Below are 20,513 nucleotides of genomic sequence, written 5' to 3' on the forward strand. Positions count from 1 at the left end.
GCCTCAGTCCAGGACTAGACCGACGCTGACCAGCACGGCCCACGCCAGCATCGCGATCCCGGTGAACTGCAGCACCGGGATCAGGTCACGGCCGCCACGCCCGGCGGCCACCCGGCGCACGGCGGGCAGCAGCACCGGCGCCGCGAGGAAGCCCAGCAACGCGTACGGCACCCGCACGGTCATGCCCAGCGCGATCAGGAACGGCACCGCGACCAGCGCCAGGTACAGCCTGCGGGTGTCCTTGTCGCCCAGCACCACGGCCAGGGTCCGCTTGCCCGTCACCGCGTCCGTCGGGATGTCGCGCAGGTTGTTCGCCACCAGCACCGCGGCCGAGATCGCTCCCATCGCGATGGACGCCCCGATGCCGATGCCGGTGATCTCGCCGGTCTGCACGTACAGCGTGCCCAGCACCGCGGCCGGGCCGAAGAAGAGGAACACCGCGATCTCGCCGAGGCCCGCGTAGCCGTACGGACGCTTGCCGCCCGTGTAGAACCACGCCCCGGCAATGCACACCGCGCCGAACCCGAGCAGCCACCAGTGACCCGACAACGCCACCAGCGCCACGCCGGCCAGCGCGCCGACGCCGAGCGAGATGAACGCCGCCAGCCGCACCTTCGCGGGCTCGGCGGCACCGGACCCGGTCAGCCGGAACGGTCCCACCCGGTTGTCGTCGGTGCCGCGGATGCCGTCGGAGTAGTCGTTCGCGTAGTTCACGCCGACCTGGAACGCCACCGAGACGACGAGAGCGAGCACCGTGTAGAGCACGTTGAACTCGTCGATGTGGTGCGCCGCAGCAGCTCCCACGACCACGGGGGCGATCGAGTTCGGCAGCGTGCGCGGGCGGGTCCCCTGGATCCACTGGACGACTGAGGCCATGCCTCCATCCTCCGGTATGGCTCCTGAGGACCCGCCGAAGGGGTGTATCAGCAGGCAGTAGCGCCGCTCACACCCGCGACGTACGCCTTGGCGATGTGCTTGCCCGACGCGATGCGGTACCAGACGTTCGACGTGCCCTGCGTGCCCGACACCGACTCGCCGGTGAGCTGGCAGGTCACCCTGACCTGCGCGTAGTTGCCGGCCAGACCCACCTGCGACGACGAGGAGTTCGCGCCGCTGCGGACGTTCACCGTGCCGTTGGCCGCGGACGTGCGCACCGTCCCGACAGGACCGGAGCCCGTCCACAGGTAGGTCACGGTCACCCACGAGTTCGTGGTCAGCTTCAGGCCGTCCCAGAACGTGCCGTCCGCCAGGTCGATGCCCGCGGGGTTCGCGACCTCACGCCCGTACTGGTCCTTGCCGCCGTTGTAGTTGTTCTCGTACGCGGCCTGCGCTTCTGGCTTGCCCTGCGGCAGGTCCTTCCACATCTCACGGGTCGCGGACGGGTTCCAGTAGTCGTCCTTGGTGTTCCACGGGCCGACGTCCCACACGGGCGCCCATTCGCAACGGCCGTTCGACGCGCACACCTGCACGCTGTAGTTGCCGGAGTTCTTGTTCGCCAGGCCACGCCGCGACGGCAGCGCGACGAAGTGGTCGCGCGAAACGATCGTGTGGCCGTTCGCCGTGGTGCCGCCGACCAGACCCTCGCGCGTCGCGTAGACCCGGTACGAACGTCCAGCGGCAGCAACGGAAACGTCGTCCGCGGCCACGGTCGCGGGCGCCTGCCTGGCGGTCAGCTTCACGCGCGATGCCTTGCCACTGCTCAAAACCACGCGGGTCTCGATCGTGGACGTGGTCACCGGCAACGTCGCCGGCGCCTCCAGCCACTCGGTCCACTGGCCGTCCGCACGCAGGCCGCGCACGTCGACGACACCATCGCCGGTCACCGCCGCCGTGACCGCGTTGGCGGGCTGAGCGAGTCTGTGCGAGCCGAGCTCGATCAGCCCCGTGCGCGGAGAACCGCCCCACGTGACGGTGCGGCCGCTGACGTCGGCGGTCCACTCGTTCGAGGCGGCCGCCGCCTGGGCGGGCGACGCCAGACCGACCACCAGCGTGGCGCCGGCGACCAGCGGTAACAGGTAGCGCATGAAGAAACCCCCATCGCTAACGCACGCGGCTAGGGTTCCGCGCGCTTCGCGGGGAGAGTTGTCCTCAGCGGTAAAGGTTCACCTAAAAGCGTCGGCGACGGCTGTCCTGTCGACCTTGCCCGGTCCGCGCAACGGCAGCTCGGACACGAACCGCACCAGCTTCGGCGCCGCCGCCCTGCCCACGTCCCGTGTCACGGCAGCCTTCAGCTCGTCGACCGAAGGCTCCTCACCGCGTGCGACGACCACGGCGGCCACGACCTGACCCCACTCGTCGTCCGGAATGCCGACGACACACGCCTCCAGGACGCCCTCGACGGTCGCCAGGGCCCGTTCGACCAGCACCGGAGGCACCTTCTCGCCGCCTGTGACGATGACGTCGTCCGCGCGGCCCAGCACCTCCAGCCGTCCCTCGCGCAGCCGCCCGAGATCGCCGGTGCGGAACCACTCGCCGAACGGTTCCGCGCTGCCGCGATACCCCAGTGCCAGCACCGGACCGCTGATCTCGATGACGTCATCGGTGCGCAACGAGACGCCCCGCAACGGTTCGCCGTCGTACACGCACCCGCCGGCCGTCTCGCTCATGCCGTACGTCGTCACGACCTGCACGCCGAGCGCGCGCGCCTGCTCCAGCAGCTTCGGCGGGGTGGCGGCCCCGCCGATCAGCACGCCGTCGAACTGCCGCAGCGCCTCCAGCCCCGGCCCCTCACCCACGACGAGCCGCGAGAGCTGCGTGGGCACCAACGCGGTGTAGTGGCGTCCCGGCTCGTCTAGCACGGGCCGCGCGGCGTGCGCGAAACCCATGGCGCGGAAGCCCTTCGACATGTCGAGCACGCCGGGGGTCGTGCCGGCGACGATCGACCGCACCAGCACCTGCGCTCCGGCGATGTGGCCGGTGGGCAACGCCAGCAGCCACGTGCCGGGCCCGCCGAGGCGTTCGTGCGTGGCCTGGGCGGACGTCGTCAGCGCGTCCGCGTCGAGCAGCACCGTCTTCGGCTCGCCCGTCGACCCGGAGGTCGGCACGCCGAGCACGGCCCGCTTCTCCCAGCCGTCGAGCGGTCCGTCCACCAGCGGGTCGCCGCCCTGCAGGGCCGCGCGCAGTTCGTCGAGCATGTTCTACCTGCTCAGAAGTAGTACGGATAGTTCGACCAGTCGGGGTCGCGCTTCTCCAGGAACGAGTCCCGCCCCTCGACGGCCTCGTCGGTCATGTACGCGAGACGGGTCGTCTCGCCGGCGAAGATCTGCTGTCCCACCAGACCGTCGTCGATCAGGTTGAACGCGTACTTGAGCATCCGCTGGGCGGTCGGCGACTTGCCGTTGATCTCGCGCGCCCACTGCAGCGCCGTCGTCTCCAGTTCGGCGTGCGGCACGACCTCGTTGACCGCGCCCATCTTGTACATGTCCTCGGCGGAGTACGTGCGGCCGAGGAAGAAGATCTCGCGGGCGAACTTCTGCCCGACCTGCCGTGCGAGGTAGGCCGACCCGTAGCCGCCGTCGAACGAGCCCACGTCCGCGTCGGTCTGCTTGAACTTGGCGTGCTCGGCGCTCGCGATCGTGAGGTCGCACACGACGTGCAGGCTGTGCCCGCCACCGGCCGCCCAGCCGGGAACGACCGCGATGACGACCTTCGGCATGAACCTGATCAGTCGCTGGCACTCCAGGATGTGCAGCCGGCCCGCGCGTGCCGGGTCGACGCTCTCCGCGGTCTCACCGGAGGCGTACTGGTAGCCGCTGCGACCACGAATCCGCTGGTCACCGCCACTGCAGAAGGCCCAGCCACCGTCCTTGGCACTGGGGCCGTTGCCGGTCAGCAGCACGCACCCGACGTCCGACGACATCCGCGCGTGGTCCAGTGCCCGGTACAGCTCGTCCACCGTGTGCGGCCGGAACGCGTTGCGCACCTCTGGCCGGTTGAACGCGATGCGGACCGTGCCCTGGTCGAGCGCGCGGTGGTAGGTGATGTCGGTGAAGTCGAAGCCTTCGATCGGCTTCCACAACGACGGGTCGAAGAGCTCCTGATCTGCCACGGACGAGACTCTAAGCGCCCCGGACCGAGACCAGCGGGCGACCTCTCAGGTGTCCCGGTGACAATTGAGGGATGAACCCGTCCACGACGCAGGCGAGGGTGATCGTCGACGAGCTGGTGCGCAACGGCGTGCGTCACGTCGTGCTGTGCCCCGGTTCGCGCAACGCCCCGCTGTCGTTCGCGCTGCACCAGGCCGAGCAGCAAGGCCTGCTCACGGTGCACGTGCGCATCGACGAGCGCAGCGGCGGCTTCCTCGCGCTGGGCCTCGCGAAGACCGGCGAACCAGCCGTGGTGACGTGCACCAGCGGCACCGCCGTCGCGAACCTGCACCCGGCCGTGATCGAGGCGCAGCTCACGAACGTGCCGCTGATCGCGCTGACGGCCGACCGCCCGGTCGACCTCTACCGCACCGGCTCCAGCCAGACGATCAACCAGTACGACGTGCTCGGCATCCCGACGCTGCACATGCCCGAGGGCGCCGACGAGCCCACCACGCGCTCGTTGATCTGCCGTGCGATCGCCGCGGACGGCCCCTCGCACGTCAACGTGCCTTTCCGGCCGCCTTTGACGCCTTCCGACGACACGTGGCCGTCCTCGGATCGAGGCCCGTGGACGGAGACGGACCGCACGTTCACCGTCGAGACCCGGCCGTCCTCGCTGCCGGCTCGCACGCTCGTGCTGCTCGGCGACGACCGTCCGGAGCGGCTGTTGAAGGCCTCTCGGCTGGGCTGGCCGGTGATCGCCGAGCCGACCGCGCCCGGTGGACTGCGGCACGGGTCGTTGCTGCTCAACGTGGGTCTGCCGGAGCATCTGAAGCCCGATGCCGTGCTCGTCGTCGGTCGCGTCACCCTGTCGAGGGGTCAGCAGACGCTGCTGGGAAGCGCTCCCGTCGTGCACGCGGTCGGTGACCAGGCGCAGTGGCCGGACGTCCAGTTCACCGCCACGCGCGCCTCGACCTGGCTGCCGGAGCCCGCCGCGCTCGACGGCGAGTGGCTGCAGTCGTGGCAGAGCGCCGTGAAGAACGTCAGCGTCGCCGTCGACGACCTGCTGGACGCCGAGCCGTGGCCGACCGGCCTGCACGTCGCACGTGATCTGACGCAGGCGATGCCGCCGGGTTCGCTGCTGTTCGTGGGCTCGTCCAACCCGATCCGCGACGTCGACTTCGCGGGCGAACGGCGCTCGGACATCGCCGTGCACGCCAACCGGGGTGCCGCGGGCATCGATGGAAGCGTGTCCACGGCCATCGGGCTCGCCCTGAACCACGACGGGCCCGCGTTCGCGCTGATGGGCGACCTGACGTTCCTGCACGACAGCAACGGCCTGCTGGCCGACCGGGTGCCGGACCTGACGATCGTCGTGCTCAACGACGACGGGGGCGGGATCTTTTCATTGCTGGAACAGGGCGCGCCGGAGTACGGCGGAAGTTTCGAGAAGATTTTCGGCACCCCGCACGGGACTGATCTGACCGCTTTGTGCGCGGGCTACCGAATTCCCCACTCCACAGTGGACGGCCAGGAGGAGTTCCGTAGCGCGATTGCGTCACCGAAGGGCCTCCAAGTGGTCGAAGTGCAGGCAAAACGTGACGAACTGCGCGCGTTGCACCAACGTCTCAAGTCGACGGTGTCAATCGTTTTCACCAGGTAGGAAACATACGTAAGTCGGTAGTTCGTCCATGATCGTGTGGATAGCGTCCGCCGCATGTCGATCAGATCAAAGACGACGGCCGCGGTGGCGTCCGCGGCCGCGATTGCGTTCTTCGCGGGGACGGCGCTCGCGGCGTCTCCGGGTGCTCCCGGAGCCGGCGACCCGTACTTCCCGACGTACGGCAACGGCGGGTACGACGTCTCCCACTACGACATCAGGCTCAACTACAACCCGACGGGCGACCAGCTGTCGGGCACCACGACGATCCTGGCGAAGGCCACCCAGGACCTCACGCAGTTCAACCTCGACTTCCTGCTCAAGGTGAAGTCGGTCCGCGTGAACAACGTGCCGGCCTCGTTCGTCTCGGACGCGGGCGAGCTCACGCTCACCCCGCGCGGCGGCGTCCGCAAGGGCCAGGACCTCACGATCGTCGTCACCTACGCCGACAGCCCGTCCACGGTGAAAGACCGCAACGGCTTCACGGCGTGGACGAAGACCACCGACGGCGCCCTGGCCATCGGTGAGCCGGAGATCGCCTCCTGGTGGTTCCCGTCCAACGACCACCCCACCGACAAGGCCACCTTCGACGTCAACGTCGCCGTCCCGAACGGCGTCGAGGCGATCTCGAACGGCACCTTCGTCGGCCAGACCCGCCAGATCAACGGCTACACCCGCTGGAACTGGCGCAGCACCAAGCCGCAGGCGACGTACCTGACGTTCCTGACCATCGGTCAGTTCGAGCTCCGCCAGGGCACCACGCCCTCCGGCCAGCCGTACGTCAACGCCTACTCCGAGCGCCTCGGCGAGAACGCCGACGCGGCCAAGGCCAGCATCGAGCGCACGCCCGAGATCACCGAGTTCCTGGCGGAGAACTTCGGCCCGTACCCGTTCGAGGCGCAGGGCGGCGTCGCCACCCCGAACCTCGGCTACGCGCTGGAGAACCAGACCCGCCCGACCTACGACACGGGCTTCTTCCGCCGCGGCGCCAACACCTACGTCGTCGCGCACGAGCTGGGCCACCAGTGGTTCGGCGACTCGGTCTCGGTCCACCACTGGCGGGACATCTGGCTGAACGAGGGCTTCGCCTCCTACGCGGAGTTCCTCTGGTCCGAGCACGTCGGTGAGGGCACGGCGCAGGAGAACGCCGACTTCACCTACGACCTGTACCCGGCCGACAGCGAGTTCTGGAACGTCCTGCCCGGCGACCCCGGTGCCGGCTCGGTGTTCGACGGCGCCGTCTACGACCGCGGCGCGCTGGCCGTGCACGCCCTGCGCGTGGCCGTGGGCGACGAGAAGTTCTTCGAGATCCTGAAGACCTGGACCGCGGAGAAGAAGTACTCGGACGCCACGATCGAGGAGTTCATCGCGCTGTCGGAGCGGGTCTCCGGCCAGCAACTCGACCAGCTGTTCCAGACGTGGCTGTTCACGAAGGGCAAGCCGGCCGAGGCCCCCGGACGCCCGGCGGACGTCGCGTCGAAGTCGCTCTCGGTGGCCAAGGCCGCGGAGCCGAAGTCGCGCGCCAAGATCCAGCTGACCCACGAACTGCTGGACGCGCACAAGTAGTCCGCGCACGAGCGATGCCGGACTGTCAGACCGGCTGAGTACGTTATGACGCAGGGGTTCCCAACTCGGGGGGGACCCCTGCGTCAGCGTGTGGAGGAGCCTTGACCGCAGACCGTGACCGACCTGGACCCGTGGCCTGGCCGCCCGCGCCGATCAAGACCGAGCGGCTCGTGCTCCGCCAGTCGGAGGCGCGCGACCGACCGGCGTTCGTCGACCTGTTCTCCTCACCGGAGGTCGGCACCTACATCGGTGGCGCCCAATCGCGCGAAGAGCTGGAACGCACCGTGCCCGAGCTGCCGGGACGGCGCTTCGGCTTCTTCGTGGTCGAACTCGACGGCACGATGATCGGCATGATCACGTTCGACCGGCGCGACCCCAGCCGCAAAGGCCGAGTCTGGCCGGACGCGGGAGAGGCCGAGCTCGGCTACATGTTCCTGCCGCACTCGTGGGGCCACGGGTACGCGGCCGAGGCGTGCGCGGCGGCTCTCGACTGGTTCACCGCCACGCACCCCGGCGAACCGGTGGTGCTGTCGACCCAACTCGCCAACAGGGCCTCGCTTCGCCTCGTGGCGAAGCTGGGGTTCACCGAAGTGGACCGGTTCGAGGAGTACGGAGCCGAGCAGTGGTTCGGAGCGCGGTCCGGGCCGAATGAATGAGGACGCCCCGGCCTGGGCCTACGAGCGGGCCGAACTCCACCCGCACGACCCGCGATGGGCCGGCCGCGCGGCAACAGAACGCGACACCCTCCACGAGCTGCTGAACCCCTGGCTGGTCGACGGCATCGAACACATCGGCTCCACAGCCGTCCCGGGCCTCTCCGCCAAGCCGATCGTCGACCTGATGGCCTCGGTGACCGACCTGGACACCGTCGTCACCAACGCGTCCGATCTCCTGGCCGCAGCGGGCTGGTCCTACGTGCCCGAGGAACTCGACAACCGCCCGTGGCGCCGCTTCTTCGTCAAACCGGACGCCACCAAGCAGCGACGAGAAGCCCATCTGCACCTGATCCAGGCAGGCCACCAGAGGTGGACCGACCAGCTCCGCTTTCGAGACGCACTGAGAAACGACAAAGAGCGAGCGCAAGCCTACGAAGACCTGAAACGCCAACTAGTTCAACAAAACGGCCACGACCGTGAGGCCTACACGAACGGCAAAGCAGCGTTCGTGGCGAGCGTTATAGGCCTTCCAGGGCCTCACGCATAGGCCGCATCTTGGCGTGCGCCTCCTGCACCTCGATGTCGGGATCGGAGTCGGCCACCAGCCCACATCCGGCGAACAACCGAGCCGTGGATCCCGAGATCTGCGCACAACGCAGCGCGATTCCGAGCTCTCCGTCGCCGTTCCCGTCGATCCACCCGACGGGCCCGGCGTACCGCCCGCGGTCCATCCCCTCCAGCTGTGAGATCAGCTGAGTGGCGTCCAGCCGAGGCGTCCCGCCCACGGCAGCGGTCGGATGCACGGCCTCACCGAGGTGCAGCAACGACACGGACGACTCCAACGTCCCGATCACGTCCGAAGACAGGTGCGACACGTTGGGCAGCCGCAGAACCGAGGGGCCCTCGACGGACATGGTCGTGCAAAAGGGCCGCAACGTCTCCGCGAGAGAGGTGATCGCGTAGTCGTGTTCCTCGAGGTTCTTCTCCGACGACATCAACGCCGAAGCAAGCTCTTCGTCCGACACCCCGTCGTGCGGCCAGGTGGTCCCGGCCAGCACTCGCGAGTCCACGACCGACCCGGTTCGCCGAAGCAGCAGCTCAGGTGTGGCGCCGATTAGGCCGTCCACGGCGTAGGCCCAGCACTCGGGGTAGCGGCGGGCCAGGCCCTGCAGCACGAACCGCTGGTCCAGCCGCCGGTCGGTGCGCGCCACCAGGTCGTGGGCCAGTACCACCTTGTCCAGTTCGCCGCCGCGCATCCGGTGGACGGCCTCGCGCACGGCCTCGCGGTACTGCGTGACCGGCAGCTGTCCGTTCGAGTACCGCACGGTGGAAGGTCGCGACAGCGGCGTGACCAGCGGCGCGGGGTCTGAAGCGCCGATCGTGGTGACCCACTGCTCGCCGTTGCGGCGGCCGACGACCACCTCGGGCACGATCAGCACCGAGTCGCCGGGCGAGTCGGCGAAGGCCATCGAGACGAACGCCACGGGGCCGCTGCCCGGCACGCCCAGTTCGTCGTCCACGTCGAGGTGCGACACGAACTCCTGCCACCACTTGTCGGCCTGCGCGAACCTGTCCGGGCCGCTGACCTCCAGCCGTGCCGCCTCGCCCCAGCCGACCAGACCGGACCCGTCGCGCACCCACGCGAGCGCGCGCTCCGGGTCGGGCAGCATTCCGAGCAGGTCACCGGCGGTGTCCCGCTTCGACCGGACGCGGATTCGCTGCCGTGCTCGCGATGTCGGTGCTGAGGTCACTCTTTGACTGTATGGACCTCAACCTGAAAGCGCGGCATCCGCCCGGCTCTAGACTTCTCAGTTGTGGTGGAGGACGCAGTGACCAAGTCGCCCCGCGGTGTACGCGTCCGCCGTGCGGTTTGCAGGGCTTTGTTCGTCGTCGGTGGCGTGATCACGCTTGTATGCGTGCTTCTGCCGATCGCGTGCTGGCGTGATGACGTGGCCATCGAGCGGTCGATGGGGCAGGCGGTCGCGCAGGTCGACTCCGTGTCCTTCAACCGGACCGTTGTGCGCTACGCCACACCGGACGGGCGCGTGATCATCCCGTCGCAGGGCGTGCTGTACCCGGACGGGCTGAAGGTCGGGGACAACGTGCGGGTCGAGTACGACCAGACGAACCCCGAACTCACCCGCGTCGCCGGCCGGACCGCGACGCTGAGCTTGCTTCCCGTCGGAACCTTCCTCGTGTCCGTCTGGATCGTCATCGCCGCCGTTGTGACAGTTCTACGCAGATTCGGCGTCCGGGTGTAACATCGGGGCATGGCGGATGACCTGGAGCTGCGCTTCGAGCGCACCGTGCGGTCCGAATCGCGCATCGAACCGCGCGACTGGATGCCCGACGGCTACCGCAAGACCCTGATCAGGCAGATCGCCCAGCACGCGCACTCCGAGATCATCGGGATGCAGCCGGAGGGCAACTGGATCAGCCGCGCGCCCTCGCTGCGCCGCAAGGCGATCCTGCTCGCGAAGGTGCAGGACGAGGCAGGTCATGGCTTGTACCTGTACTCGGCGACGGAGACGCTCGGCGCCGACCGCGAGGACCTGACGACCAAGCTCATCGAGGGCCGCCAGAAGTACTCGTCGATCTTCAACTACCCGACGCTCACGTTCGCCGACGTCGGCGTCATCGGCTGGCTGGTCGACGGCGCCGCGATCTGCAACCAGGTCCCGTTGTGCCGCACGTCCTACGGGCCGTACGCGCGCGCCATGATCCGCATCTGCAAGGAAGAGTCGTTCCACCAGCGTCAGGGCTACGAGCTGCTGATGACGATGATGAGCGGCACCCAGCAGCAGCGCGACATGGTGCAGGACTCGGTGAACCGCTGGTGGTGGCCGGCGCTGATGATGTTCGGCCCGCCGGACGCCGAGTCGACGAACACCGAGCAGTCCATGGCGTGGCGGATCAAGCGCGACACCAACGACGAGCTGCGGCAGAAGTTCGTGAACATGAGCATGCCGCAGGCCGAGAAGCTCGGCGTGACCTTCCCGGACCCCGAGCTCAAGTGGAACGAAGAGCGCGGCGAGTACGACTTCGGTCAGCCCGACTGGAACGAGTTCTGGCAGGTCGTCAAGGGCGGAGGCGTCTGCAACGAGCAGCGCATCGCCCACCGCCGCAAGGCGCACGAGGACGGTGCGTGGGTCCGTGAAGCCGCGGCCGCGCACGCTCAGAAGCACGCACGTAAGGAAGGTGCCGCGTGAGCACGTCTTGGCCGCTGTGGGAAGTGTTCGTGCGCGGCAAGCGCGGGCTGAACCACGTGCACGTCGGTTCGCTGCACGCGCCGGACGCCGAGATGGCGCTGCGCAACGCCCGTGACGTCTACACGCGCCGCAACGAGGGCGTGTCGATCTGGGTGGTGCCCGCGACGGAGATCACCGCCTCCTCGCCGGACGAGAAGGACCCGTTCTTCGCGCCCGCGGGGGACAAGGTCTACCGGCACCCGACGTTCTACGCGATTCCCGAGGACGTGCCGCACCTATGAGCTTCGACAATGCCTATGAGTCGCTTCTCGGGCACGAGGACGCGCACTGGGCGTTCGGAACGGGCTTCTCGGAGGCCCTGTCCGGCGTCAACCGCGAGTTCCCCGCCGGGGTCGACAAGGAAGCCCTCGCCGCGTACTGCCTGATGCTCGGTGACGACGCGTTGATCTTCTCGCAGCGCCTCTCGGAGTGGTGCTCGCGCGCTCCAGAGTTGGAAGAGGACATCGCGCTCGCCAACATCGCGCTGGACCTGCTCGGCCAGGCCCGCATGCTGCTCACGCGCGCCGGCGAGGTGCTCGGCCGGGACGAGGACGCCCTGGCCTACCTGCGCGACGAACGCGAGTTCCGCAACGTGCACCTGGCCGAGATCGACTGCGGCCCAGGCCCCGGCGGCGACTTCGCGACGACCATCGCGCGCCTGCTGGTGTTCTCGTCGTGGCGTCTCGCGCTCTTCTCGCGCCTGCGCGGTTCGGCCGACCCGGTCCTCGCCGCGATCGCCGAGAAGGGCCTCAAAGAGCTGGCCTACCACCGCGACCACGCCGCCCAGTGGACCGTCCGCCTCGGCGACGGCACCGACGAGTCGCATCGCCGCATGCAGGCGGGCCTGGAACGCGTGTGGCCGTTCGTGGACGAGCTGTTCGCGACGCACTCGGTCGAAGCCGCGCTTCAGGGCGTCGCCGTCGACCCGGCCTCGCTGCGGTCCGAAGTGGACGGTGTGCTGGAAGCGGTGCTCAGCGCCGCAGGCCTCACACGTCCCAAGGACACCCGCGCCGCCCGTGTCGCGGGCATGGCGGGCCGCGACGGCGTGCACACCGAGGCCATGGGCTACCTGCTCGCCGAGATGCAGCACCTGCACCGTTCGCTGCCGGGAGCGGTCTGGTGACGACGGCACTGGAGGTCGCGTCGGCCGTGCGGGACCCGGAACTCCCGGTCCTCACGCTGGCCGACCTCGGCGTGCTCCGCGAGGTCTCCGAACAGGACGGTCGCGTCGTCGTCACCATCACCCCGACCTACTCGGGCTGTCCCGCGATCGACGAGATGGGCGCTGACCTGCGCCGATCGCTCGTCGGCGCCGGGTACGCCGACGTCGAGGTGCGCCTGTCGCTCTCCCCGGCCTGGACCACGGACTGGATCAGCGACGAGGGCCGTTCGAAGCTGGCCGCCGCCGGCATCGCGCCGCCGTCCCGGATCGGCCCGGCGGTCGCGGGCCCGATCCCGCTGAACCTCGTGCCGCCGTCACGCCAGGTCGCGTGCCCGCAGTGCGGCTCGCTGAACACCTCGGAGATTTCACGGTTCGGCTCGACCGCGTGCAAGGCCCTGCGCCGCTGCCACGCCTGCGCCGAACCGTTCGAGCACGTCAAGGAGATCTGAGTTGTCGCGCCGCGCCGCCTTCCACAAGCTCACGGTCGCCCAGGTCGACCGCCTCTGCGACGACGCCGTGGCCGTCACCTTCGACGTGCCAGGGGACCTCGCGGACGAGTTCGCCTTCGCCGCGGGCCAGTACCTGACCCTGCGCCAGGGCGACGAACGCCGCTCGTACTCGATCTGCGCCCCCACGGGTGCCGCCCCGCGCATCGGCGTGCGCCGAGTGGACGGCGGCCAGTTCTCGACGTGGCTCGTGGACCGGCTCGTCCCAGGTGACGTGATCGAGGTCCTGCCTCCACTGGGCAAGTTCACCCCGACCGGCGTCGGCACCCACCACGGCCTGGTCGTCGCCGGCTCCGGCATCACCCCGGCCCTGTCGATCGCCGCGACCGTGCTGGCCACCGGCGCCCGTGTGACCCTGATGTACGGCAACCGCAGCACGAACACGGTGATGTTCGCCGACGAGCTGGCCGACCTGAAGGACCGCTACCCGGCCACGTTCCAGCTGATCCACGTCCTGTCCCGCGAACCGCGCGACGTGGAACTGTTCACCGGCCGCCTGACCGCCACGAAGCTGACGGCTCTATTCGGCAGCGTCGTCCCGTTCGACGCCATCGACGAGTGGTGGCTGTGCGGCCCCTACGAGATGGTGCAGGACGCCACAGCCGTGCTGCGCGATCGCGGCGTTGCTCCCGACCGCGTGCATCACGAACTCTTCTACGTGGACGAGCCACCACCCCCACCGCGCCGCACGGAAGCCGTAGTAGACGCCGCGGCATCGGTCACGGTCGTGCTGGACGGCAAGTCGACCACGCTGCCCCTGCCCGCCGACGAGGCGATCCTGGACGCGGCCCAACGCGTCCGCGCCGACCTGCCGTTCGCCTGCAAGGGCGGGGTCTGCGGCACGTGCCGTGCGCTGGTGACCGAGGGCAGCGTCGAGATGCGCCGCAACTACGCGCTCGACGAGTCCGAGGTGGCCGCCGGGTTCGTGCTGACCTGTCAGGCGTTGCCGACCAGTGAGTGCGTGACGGTCGACTTCGACGCCTGAACGGAGTAGCTCGTTACTTCTTTGAGACCATATGGTCATGTGGCACGGATTCTTGGACGAGTCGCGGCGCGGCCCCACCTACCTCGTCGTCGCGGTTGTCGTTCGACCGCGGGAACTGGACGCCGTCCGCACTTCTTTGCGACGGCTGGTGAGGTCTGGCCAGCGCCGCGTCCATTTCAAGAAGGAGAGCGACTCGCGCAGACGAGAGCTCGTCTCCCGACTGCGCGAGATGGGCCTGCGCGCGGCTGTGTGGACTGTTCGCGACTCGGATGACATCCGTGCTCGCCGGCTTTGCCTGTTTGCGGCCGCCGCTTGGCTCCAGGAGTTCGGAGTCACCCGGCTCGCCATCGAAAGCTGTGCCCACCAGGACGTTCGTGACAGGCAGACTCTTGCTGCCGCACTGGAGAAGGTGGATGTGCCGTTCGCCTACGAGCACCTGCGGCCGGCGGAGGATCCGGTTCTGTGGGTGAGTGACGCGCTCGCGTGGTGCTTCGGCGCGGGAGGCGACTGGCGGCAACGAGTGCAGCCGATGCTCGATGTGGTGGTGCGGCTCGACCAGTGCCCAGAAAGCGCGAAACCCGGCAACCGACCGTCCGGACGGTGAACCGGGTCCACTTTCAGCTCCTACTGGAACTGACACGACAACTTTAGCACCTCGAGAAACCCCCGCACGGCCTTCCCGGCCGTGGCACGATCAACGTCATGGGGATCGTCGTCCGCTCAGCTCTCTGGGGTGCCGCCACCGGCACCCTGCTGATGGGCGCCCTCATCACGTTCATCGACATGACGGTCCCCAGCGACGAACCGCCGTCCTCGGCCTTCATCACGATCCTCGCGATCATGGTGGTCTCCTTCATGATCGGCACCATTCCCGGCGCGGTCGTCGGTACCGGCGTCGGCTTCATCCGCCGTTCCGTCCAGCAGCCGCGGCAGCCGCGGCAGATGCCCAGGCCGATGCATCCGCCGGTCCCGCAGCAGCCCTACGACATGTGGTCCGATCTGGTCGAACGCTGCGCCGCGTCCACGCGCAGGGTCGCCGCGGCGGTCCAGACCGTGCCGAAGTCGGCGGCCAAGGACTGGCTGCAGCGGATCAGCGAGCAGCTGACCAAGGAGCTCGACGACGTGCGCGGCATCGCACAGCTCGGTCGTGCGCTCGGCGCTGTCGACCGGCAGCACCCGATCTACCAGCGGTTGCTCAGGGCGTCGCACGACTTCCACCAGTTCGAGAACGAGGTCGGGCGCGTGGCGTTGCAGATGTTCGATCACCCCGAGTTGGACGAGGCGCGGACGCATCTCGAGATGCTTGAGAAGCAGCTTCCTCAGTTGTCGACCTGAAGCGCGGACTGCCACCAGCCCAGCACCTCGTCGGCCGCCTCGGGAGCGGCGACCAGTAGTCCGTCGACGGGCAGTTGGGCGCCCTCGCCGCGTCTGTCGAGCACGACCGCACCCGACTCGACGGCCAACGACACCGCACCGGCGACGTCCCACTCGTGGTAGCCGTGCAGCACGGCCGCTGCCACGTGTCCCAGCGCCACTTGTGCGACGGCCAGGCACTTCGAGCCGAGAACGCGCACGCCCGTGCCGGCTATCGCGGCCGTGGAGATGAACTCGCCCATGCCGGGCCACGGGCCGGTGCGCGTCATCTCGGTGCACACGACAAGAGAGTCGCCTTGGCGTTCGGTCAGGCGGATCGGTGTGCCGTTCGCACGCATGCCACGGCCGCGGGCGGCGGCGTAGATCTGCGAGCGGTACGGGTCGGCGACGACGCCGACCACCGGGCCCCAGCGGTCCACCAGAGCCAGGCTGTAGGCGCACCAAGGCATGCCCGCCGTGTAGTTCGCGGTGCCGTCGACCGGATCGACGACCCAGCGGAACTCCGACTCGGTGGGCGCGTTCCCGTCGTCGGAGTTCTCGCAGAACACCGGGATCGAGGGGAACTCCTTGGTGAGCACGCGCCGGGTGTGGCGTTCCAGGGTGCGGTCGGTGTCGGTGACCCAGTCGAACGGTGACTCGCCGGAGTCGGGACGCACGCCGCGGCCGGCGGTGGCCATGATGACGTCCGAGGCGTCGTTCGCCAGGCGACCGGCCACTTCCAGCGCGATGGACACCAGGCCGGGGTCGACCGGCTGGGCGGGACGGGACGACAAGACGGTCATGCTGGCCTAGTTTCACCGCGTCGGATGTCCGGGAACCCAAGCGCAGATGACGAATTGACGATCACCTGGCCACGACGTGAGGTGTTCCGTCCACGTCAAATCTGAGGTCACGCGGACTTCATGCGGGCACCTCATGGTGTCCCTGTGCGAGTAGCGATCGTGACCGAGAGCTTCCTGCCTCAGGTGAACGGCGTCACCAACTCCGTGCTCCGCGTGCTGGAGCACCTGCGCCGCAACGGCCACCAGGCGCTCGTCGTGGCGCCCGGAGCCGGTGCGGAAGAACACCACGGCACGCCCGTCGTCAGAGTGTCGGCGGTCGACGTGCCCATGGTGACCAGTCTGCCCATCGGCGTGCCCAGCCCGAGAGTGCTGCACGCGCTCGCCGACTTCCAGCCCGACGTCGTGCACCTCGCGTCGCCGTTCGTGCTGGGCGCGTACGGCCTCAGAGCCGCGCGCAAGCTCGACGTGCCGACCGTCGCGGTCTATCAGACCGACGTCGCGGGGTTCGCCGGCAACTACGGCCTCGGACTCACCAAGCGCGCGGCGTGGCGGTGGACCAAACGCCTGCACACGCTGGCGGACCGCACGCTGGCACCGTCGAGCTCGGCGGTCGAGGCGCTGGAACAGCACGGCGTGCCGCGCGTGCACAGGTGGGCCCGCGGCGTCGACATCGACCTCTTCCACCCGCGCCCGAGGCACAACGACGAGCTCACCATCGGCTACGTCGGCCGCCTGGCACCGGAGAAGCAGGTCCAGAGGCTCAGGGAACTGCACGACCTGCCGGGCGTGAAGCTGCGGATCGTCGGCGACGGCCCGGACCGCGAGCAACTGGAGAAGGACATGCCGGACGCCGAGTTCCTGGGCTTCCGCACCGGCCACGAACTGGCCGAGGCCTACGCGTCGTTGGACGTCTTCATCCACACGGGCCCGCACGAGACGTTCTGCCAGGCCGTGCAGGAAGCCCTGGCGACCGGCCTGCCGGTGCTCGCACCGAACGCGGGCGGCCCGCGCGACCTGGTTCGCCACGGCCGCACCGGATACCTCTTCGAAGAAGACATCGCGCAGTACGTGGACCTGCTCCGCGACCCGATGCTGCGCAGGCGCTTCGGTCTCGCGGCCCGCAAGTCGGTGCTCAGCCGCACCTGGCCGGCGATCTGCGACGAGCTGATGGGTCACTACGCCGCGGTGATCGGACTGACTCACCAGGCGGCCGCTTGAGAATCGTGCAGCTCGCCAACTTCTACGGCCCCAAGTCGGGCGGCCTCCGCACGGCGCTGCACCACCTGGGCACCGGCTACGCGCAGCTGGGCCACGAGGTGGTGCTCGTCGTGCCGGGCCCCCACCACGCCGACGAGGAACTCCCAGGCGGAGTCCGCCGAATCACCCTCCCGGCACTGAAGATCCCGTACACCGGCGGCTACCGCGTAGCGGACCCGTGGCACGTCAAAACCCTCATGGAACACCTGCGCCCGGACCGCCTGGAGGTCTCCGACCGCCTGACCCTGCGCGGCATGGGCGCATGGGCGACCGAGCGCGACATCCCGAACGTGGTCATCTCCCACGAACGTCTCGACCGCCTGCTCCAGTTCGTCCTGCCCGCGACCCCGGCAGAACGGGCCGCGGACTGGGCGAACCGCCGCATGGCCGCCTCCTACGACACCGTCGTCTGCACGACAGGTTTCGCCCGCGAGGAGTTCGACCGAATCGGCGCCTCGAACGTCACCCAGGTCCCACTGGGCGTGGACCTCGCCACCTTCACCCCAAGCCGCCACTCGGCAGACCTCCGCCAAGACCTGCTGCAGGGCAAGGAGAAACTTCTGATCCACTGTGGACGCTTGTCGCCGGAGAAACACGTCGAACGCTCGGTCGACACCCTCGCCGAACTGCACGAACAGGGTCACTCCACCCGCCTGGTGATCGCCGGCGACGGCCCGAGACGTTCTTTCCTGGAAAAGCGGGCGACGGGCCTCCCGGTGACCTTCCTGGGCTTCGTGAAGTCCCGCCTGGACGTGGCCTCCCTGCTGGCTTCGGCAGACCTGTCCCTGGCTCCAGGTCCACACGAGACGTTCGGACTGGCCGCGCTGGAAGCCCTGGCCAGCGGCACCCCGGTAGTGGTCAGCCAGAGCAGCGCTCTGAAGGAGATCGTCCAACCGTCCTGCGGCGCGGCGGTCTCCGACGACGCCCCGGCCTTCGCCTCCGCAGCCCAACGCCTGCTGACATCGGGCTCCCGGGAAGCTGCCAGAGCCAGAGCCGAGGAGTACCCGTGGCACGCGGCGGTGGACGGCATGCTGACGGCCCTGAAGGTGCCCTGAAGATGATCTCAGCGAGTCTGACTTAGTCTCTTGGTATGTCGCGAGCCGGCCTGGACAAGAACCCCCGCGAGGTAGCCGAGATGTTCGACGGCGTGGCCAAGGGCTACGACCGCACGAACTCGGTCATGACGCTGGGCTTCGACCGCCGCTGGCGGGACTGGAGCAGGCGCGTCCTCGACGCCCGCCCAAATGAAAAGGTCTTGGACCTCGCAGCGGGTACCGCGGTCTCGACCGTCGAGTACGCCGCGTCGGGCGCCTGGTGCGTGGCGGCGGACTTCTCCGTGGGCATGCTCGCCTCAGGAGCCCACCGCCCAGTCCCGAAGGTGGCCGCGGACGCCCTCCGCCTGCCCTTCAAGGACAACTCGTTCGACGCGGTCACGGTCTCCTTCGGCATCCGCAACTTCAACGACACGGTCGTGGCCCTCCAGGAGATGGCCAGGGTCACCAAGCCGGGCGGCCGCATGGTGATCTGCGAGGTCTCCACCCCGGTCTGGAAGCCGTTCCGCTTCGTCTACATGCGCTACCTGCTCAAACTCCTCCCGCTCATCGCGAAGTTCGTGTCGAGCAACCCGGTCGCCTACTCCTACCTGGCCGAATCCATGGCCACCTGGCCGGACCAGCGCACGCTCGGCGAACTCATCTCGCAGGCGGGCTGGGAGGACGTGGCCTGGTTCAACCTGACCGGCGGCATGGTCGCCCTGCACCGCGCGACCAAGCCGAAGCCGAAGGCAGAACCCGAAGCCGCAGCCGAGGCAGCCGAGCCGACGGCCTGAGGCGCCGCCCTCGCAAGGCGACCCGCTCTGCCACGAGGCCCTCAGCAATGTCCGGTTAGAGTCGCCAGCAGAAGCTGTGACCGGTACACGCAGGGAGTCTGGATGAGCAGGCGCGGGATCAACGAGGACGCCGACGTCATCGTGGTGGGGGCGGGACCGGCGGGCTCGACCGCGGCGACCTACCTCGCCAGGGCAGGCCTCGACGTCCTCCTCCTGGAGAAGAGCACCTTCCCGAGGGAGAAGGTCTGCGGCGACGGCCTGACCCCGCGAGGCGTCAAGCAACTCATCGACCTGGGCATCGACACCCGCGAGAGCAACGGCTGGCTGCACAACAAGGGCCTGCGCGTGGTCGGCGGCGGCGTGACGATGGAGCTGGACTGGCCGGACCTGGCCACGTTCCCGAACTACGGCGTCGTGCGCCCGCGCATGGACTTCGACGAGATGCTCGCGAACGCGGCGAAGGCGGCCGGCGCGCGCATGCACGAGCACACCACGGTCACCAAGGCCATCATCGAGAACGGCCGGGTCGTCGGCGTCGAAGCCAAGCAGGGACCGGAAAAGAACCCGGTCACCTACCGAGCCCCGATCGTCGTCGGTTGTGACGGTGTGTCAGCACGCCTCGCCCTCTCAGCAGGCCTGCAGAAGGACGACGCCAAGCCCATGGGCGTCGCGGTCCGCCGCTACTACAACAGCCCGCGCACCAAGGACGACTACCTCGAGTCGCACCTCGAACTCTGGGCTCCGGACGGCAAGCTGCTCCCCGGCTACGGCTGGATCTTCGGCATGGGCGACGGCACCGTGAACGTCGGCCTGGGCATTCTCAGCACGTCAAAGGCCTACGGCACCACCGACTACCGCCAGCTCCTGCGGTCGTGGCTCGACGGCACCCCGGAGGAGTGGGGCTTCCGCGAGGAGAACGCGACGAGCCGCATCGGTGGCGCCGCGCTGCCCATGGGCCTCAACCGCAAGCCGCACTACCGGGCGGGCCTGCTGCTCGTCGGCGACGCCGGCGGCATGGTCAACCCCTTCAACGGCGAGGGCATCGGCTACGCCATGGAGTCGGCCAGGATCGCGTCCGAGTCGATCGTCCAGGCACTCGCGCGCACCGGCGTCAACCGTGAACGGGCGCTGCACGGCTACCCGGTCCGGATCGAAGAGGCTCTCGGCAGTTACTACCGGCTCGGGAACGTCTTCTCGAAGCTCATCGGAAACCCGGCGATCATGCGGACCGCAACGAAGTACGGAATGCCGCGGAAACGCCTGATGAAACTGGTGCTCAAGCTCCTCGCGGGCCTCTACGACCCCAAGGACGGCGACTCAATGGACCGCCTCATCGTGGCCGCCACGAAGCTCGCTCCCAGCGCCTAAATTACTCCGAATAGGTGACGGCACCGGCTCAATACGAGCCGGTGCCGTTTCGCATGTGTCCACCATGTTAAAGCCCCAGGTCAGACCCTGTGA

At 68.9% G+C, this 20,513-nt stretch carries 22 protein-coding genes; 16 read left to right on the forward strand and 6 right to left on the reverse strand.

The annotated features are described in order from the left end of the window. Nucleotides 1–3: 3 nt before the first annotated feature. The 4 genes from SK854_RS21130 to SK854_RS21145 form a co-directional block, all read right to left on the reverse strand. A complete protein-coding gene (locus SK854_RS21130) occupies nucleotides 4–876 on the reverse strand; it encodes a 1,4-dihydroxy-2-naphthoate polyprenyltransferase (RefSeq protein WP_319976810.1) in 873 nt (290 codons plus the stop codon). Nucleotides 877–923: 47 nt separating this feature from the next. After that, nucleotides 924–2,024, reverse strand: coding sequence for a hypothetical protein (locus SK854_RS21135; protein WP_319976811.1), 1,101 nt, complete (start codon nucleotides 2,022–2,024; stop codon nucleotides 924–926). 78 nt (nucleotides 2,025–2,102) lie between these two features. Further along, a complete protein-coding gene (gene menE / locus SK854_RS21140; RefSeq protein ID WP_319976812.1) occupies nucleotides 2,103–3,134 on the reverse strand; it encodes an o-succinylbenzoate--CoA ligase in 1,032 nt (343 codons plus the stop codon). A gap of 11 nt (nucleotides 3,135–3,145) precedes the next feature. After that, nucleotides 3,146–4,048: a 1,4-dihydroxy-2-naphthoyl-CoA synthase gene (locus SK854_RS21145; RefSeq protein WP_093605881.1), complete on the reverse strand. Its 903-nt coding sequence runs from the start codon at nucleotides 4,046–4,048 to the stop codon at nucleotides 3,146–3,148. A 71-nt stretch (nucleotides 4,049–4,119) separates the two neighbouring features. Between SK854_RS21145 and menD the strand changes: the two genes are divergently transcribed. The 4 genes from menD to SK854_RS21165 all read left to right on the forward strand — a co-directional run bounded on the left by menD (nucleotide 4,120) and on the right by SK854_RS21165 (nucleotide 8,457). Further along, the gene (gene menD, locus SK854_RS21150; RefSeq protein WP_319976813.1) at nucleotides 4,120–5,691 is read left to right on the forward strand and encodes a 2-succinyl-5-enolpyruvyl-6-hydroxy-3-cyclohexene-1-carboxylic-acid synthase; all 1,572 of its coding nucleotides are present in this window, start codon (nucleotides 4,120–4,122) and stop codon (nucleotides 5,689–5,691) included. A gap of 54 nt (nucleotides 5,692–5,745) precedes the next feature. Continuing rightward, nucleotides 5,746–7,254, forward strand: coding sequence for a M1 family metallopeptidase (locus SK854_RS21155; protein WP_319976814.1), 1,509 nt, complete (start codon nucleotides 5,746–5,748; stop codon nucleotides 7,252–7,254). A gap of 101 nt (nucleotides 7,255–7,355) precedes the next feature. After that, entirely contained in the window at nucleotides 7,356–7,910 is a 555-nt protein-coding gene (locus SK854_RS21160; protein ID WP_319976815.1) for a GNAT family N-acetyltransferase, read from the forward strand. Next, on the forward strand, nucleotides 7,903–8,457 hold the full coding sequence (locus tag SK854_RS21165; RefSeq protein ID WP_319976816.1) for a GrpB family protein: 555 nt from the start codon (nucleotides 7,903–7,905) through the stop codon (nucleotides 8,455–8,457). Before SK854_RS21160 ends, SK854_RS21165 begins: the two co-directional genes overlap by 8 nt. On the opposite strand, the gene SK854_RS21170 is transcribed toward SK854_RS21165, so the two are convergent. Continuing rightward, nucleotides 8,429–9,661, reverse strand: a complete 1,233-nt coding sequence (locus SK854_RS21170) for an isochorismate synthase (protein ID WP_319976817.1) — start codon at nucleotides 9,659–9,661, stop codon at nucleotides 8,429–8,431. The genes SK854_RS21165 and SK854_RS21170 overlap by 29 nt on opposite strands. A 165-nt stretch (nucleotides 9,662–9,826) precedes the next feature. On the opposite strand from SK854_RS21170, the gene SK854_RS21175 reads away from it, so the two are divergent. The 8 genes from SK854_RS21175 to SK854_RS21210 all read left to right on the forward strand — a co-directional run bounded on the left by SK854_RS21175 (nucleotide 9,827) and on the right by SK854_RS21210 (nucleotide 15,146). After that, nucleotides 9,827–10,171 (forward strand): DUF3592 domain-containing protein, encoded by a 345-nt coding sequence (locus SK854_RS21175; RefSeq protein WP_319976818.1) that lies wholly within the window; start codon nucleotides 9,827–9,829, stop codon nucleotides 10,169–10,171. 9 nt (nucleotides 10,172–10,180) lie between these two features. After that, on the forward strand, nucleotides 10,181–11,119 hold the full coding sequence (gene paaA, locus SK854_RS21180; RefSeq protein ID WP_319976819.1) for a 1,2-phenylacetyl-CoA epoxidase subunit PaaA: 939 nt from the start codon (nucleotides 10,181–10,183) through the stop codon (nucleotides 11,117–11,119). Next, complete coding sequence (paaB, locus tag SK854_RS21185; protein WP_090065945.1) at nucleotides 11,116–11,400, forward strand: 1,2-phenylacetyl-CoA epoxidase subunit PaaB; 285 nt, start codon at nucleotides 11,116–11,118, stop codon at nucleotides 11,398–11,400. The genes paaA and paaB overlap by 4 nt, the downstream gene beginning before the upstream one ends. Further along, nucleotides 11,397–12,281: a 1,2-phenylacetyl-CoA epoxidase subunit PaaC gene (paaC, locus tag SK854_RS21190; RefSeq protein ID WP_319976820.1), complete on the forward strand. Its 885-nt coding sequence runs from the start codon at nucleotides 11,397–11,399 to the stop codon at nucleotides 12,279–12,281. The genes paaB and paaC overlap by 4 nt, the downstream gene beginning before the upstream one ends. After that, nucleotides 12,278–12,769 carry a 1,2-phenylacetyl-CoA epoxidase subunit PaaD gene (paaD, locus tag SK854_RS21195; RefSeq protein WP_319976821.1) on the forward strand — a complete coding sequence of 164 codons (492 nt, stop codon included), beginning with the start codon at nucleotides 12,278–12,280 and terminating at the stop codon, nucleotides 12,767–12,769. The genes paaC and paaD overlap by 4 nt, the downstream gene beginning before the upstream one ends. Nucleotide 12,770: 1 nt before the next feature. Then, nucleotides 12,771–13,811, forward strand: a complete 1,041-nt coding sequence (paaE, locus tag SK854_RS21200; RefSeq protein WP_319976822.1) for a 1,2-phenylacetyl-CoA epoxidase subunit PaaE — start codon at nucleotides 12,771–12,773, stop codon at nucleotides 13,809–13,811. Between the two features lie 52 nt (nucleotides 13,812–13,863). After that, nucleotides 13,864–14,415 carry a PI-PLC domain-containing protein gene (locus SK854_RS21205; protein ID WP_319976823.1) on the forward strand — a complete coding sequence of 184 codons (552 nt, stop codon included), beginning with the start codon at nucleotides 13,864–13,866 and terminating at the stop codon, nucleotides 14,413–14,415. Nucleotides 14,416–14,513: 98 nt separating this feature from the next. Then, nucleotides 14,514–15,146: a hypothetical protein gene (locus SK854_RS21210; protein ID WP_319976824.1), complete on the forward strand. Its 633-nt coding sequence runs from the start codon at nucleotides 14,514–14,516 to the stop codon at nucleotides 15,144–15,146. Here SK854_RS21210 and SK854_RS21215 read toward each other — a convergent pair. Continuing rightward, a complete protein-coding gene (locus SK854_RS21215; RefSeq protein WP_319976825.1) occupies nucleotides 15,131–15,967 on the reverse strand; it encodes an inositol monophosphatase family protein in 837 nt (278 codons plus the stop codon). The two genes, SK854_RS21210 and SK854_RS21215, sit on opposite strands and share 16 nt — an antisense overlap. Before the next feature lie 144 nt (nucleotides 15,968–16,111). On the opposite strand from SK854_RS21215, the gene SK854_RS21220 reads away from it, so the two are divergent. The 4 genes from SK854_RS21220 to SK854_RS21235 all read left to right on the forward strand — a co-directional run bounded on the left by SK854_RS21220 (nucleotide 16,112) and on the right by SK854_RS21235 (nucleotide 20,420). Further along, nucleotides 16,112–17,185: a glycosyltransferase family 4 protein gene (locus tag SK854_RS21220; protein ID WP_319976826.1), complete on the forward strand. Its 1,074-nt coding sequence runs from the start codon at nucleotides 16,112–16,114 to the stop codon at nucleotides 17,183–17,185. Continuing rightward, nucleotides 17,182–18,279 carry a glycosyltransferase gene (locus tag SK854_RS21225; RefSeq protein ID WP_319976827.1) on the forward strand — a complete coding sequence of 366 codons (1,098 nt, stop codon included), beginning with the start codon at nucleotides 17,182–17,184 and terminating at the stop codon, nucleotides 18,277–18,279. The genes SK854_RS21220 and SK854_RS21225 overlap by 4 nt, the downstream gene beginning before the upstream one ends. A 35-nt stretch (nucleotides 18,280–18,314) precedes the next feature. Further along, nucleotides 18,315–19,052, forward strand: coding sequence for a demethylmenaquinone methyltransferase (locus SK854_RS21230; RefSeq protein ID WP_319976828.1), 738 nt, complete (start codon nucleotides 18,315–18,317; stop codon nucleotides 19,050–19,052). A gap of 102 nt (nucleotides 19,053–19,154) precedes the next feature. After that, nucleotides 19,155–20,420 carry a geranylgeranyl reductase family protein gene (locus tag SK854_RS21235; protein WP_319976829.1) on the forward strand — a complete coding sequence of 422 codons (1,266 nt, stop codon included), beginning with the start codon at nucleotides 19,155–19,157 and terminating at the stop codon, nucleotides 20,418–20,420. The last annotated feature ends 93 nt before the right edge of the window (nucleotides 20,421–20,513 follow it).

It is taken from the genome of Lentzea sokolovensis, from assembly GCF_033949975.1.
Classification (GTDB): Bacteria; Actinomycetota; Actinomycetes; order Mycobacteriales; family Pseudonocardiaceae; genus Lentzea; species Lentzea sokolovensis.

What these genes read in the sequence shown, in the direction of transcription:
- SK854_RS21130 (WP_319976810.1), bottom strand. Translation starts at nt 876, where the DNA reads ATGGCCTCAGTCGTCCAGTGGATCCAGGGGACCCGCCCGCGCACGCTG.
- SK854_RS21135 (WP_319976811.1), bottom strand. Translation starts at nt 2,024, where the DNA reads ATGCGCTACCTGTTACCGCTGGTCGCCGGCGCCACGCTGGTGGTCGGT.
- menE (WP_319976812.1), bottom strand. Translation starts at nt 3,134, where the DNA reads ATGCTCGACGAACTGCGCGCGGCCCTGCAGGGCGGCGACCCGCTGGTG.
- menD (WP_319976813.1), top strand. Translation starts at nt 4,120, where the DNA reads ATGAACCCGTCCACGACGCAGGCGAGGGTGATCGTCGACGAGCTGGTG.
- SK854_RS21155 (WP_319976814.1), top strand. Translation starts at nt 5,746, where the DNA reads ATGTCGATCAGATCAAAGACGACGGCCGCGGTGGCGTCCGCGGCCGCG.
- SK854_RS21165 (WP_319976816.1), top strand. Translation starts at nt 7,903, where the DNA reads ATGAATGAGGACGCCCCGGCCTGGGCCTACGAGCGGGCCGAACTCCAC.
- paaA (WP_319976819.1), top strand. Translation starts at nt 10,181, where the DNA reads ATGGCGGATGACCTGGAGCTGCGCTTCGAGCGCACCGTGCGGTCCGAA.
- paaC (WP_319976820.1), top strand. Translation starts at nt 11,397, where the DNA reads ATGAGCTTCGACAATGCCTATGAGTCGCTTCTCGGGCACGAGGACGCG.
- SK854_RS21210 (WP_319976824.1), top strand. Translation starts at nt 14,514, where the DNA reads ATGGGGATCGTCGTCCGCTCAGCTCTCTGGGGTGCCGCCACCGGCACC.
- SK854_RS21215 (WP_319976825.1), bottom strand. Translation starts at nt 15,967, where the DNA reads ATGACCGTCTTGTCGTCCCGTCCCGCCCAGCCGGTCGACCCCGGCCTG.
- SK854_RS21230 (WP_319976828.1), top strand. Translation starts at nt 18,315, where the DNA reads ATGTCGCGAGCCGGCCTGGACAAGAACCCCCGCGAGGTAGCCGAGATG.
- SK854_RS21235 (WP_319976829.1), top strand. Translation starts at nt 19,155, where the DNA reads ATGAGCAGGCGCGGGATCAACGAGGACGCCGACGTCATCGTGGTGGGG.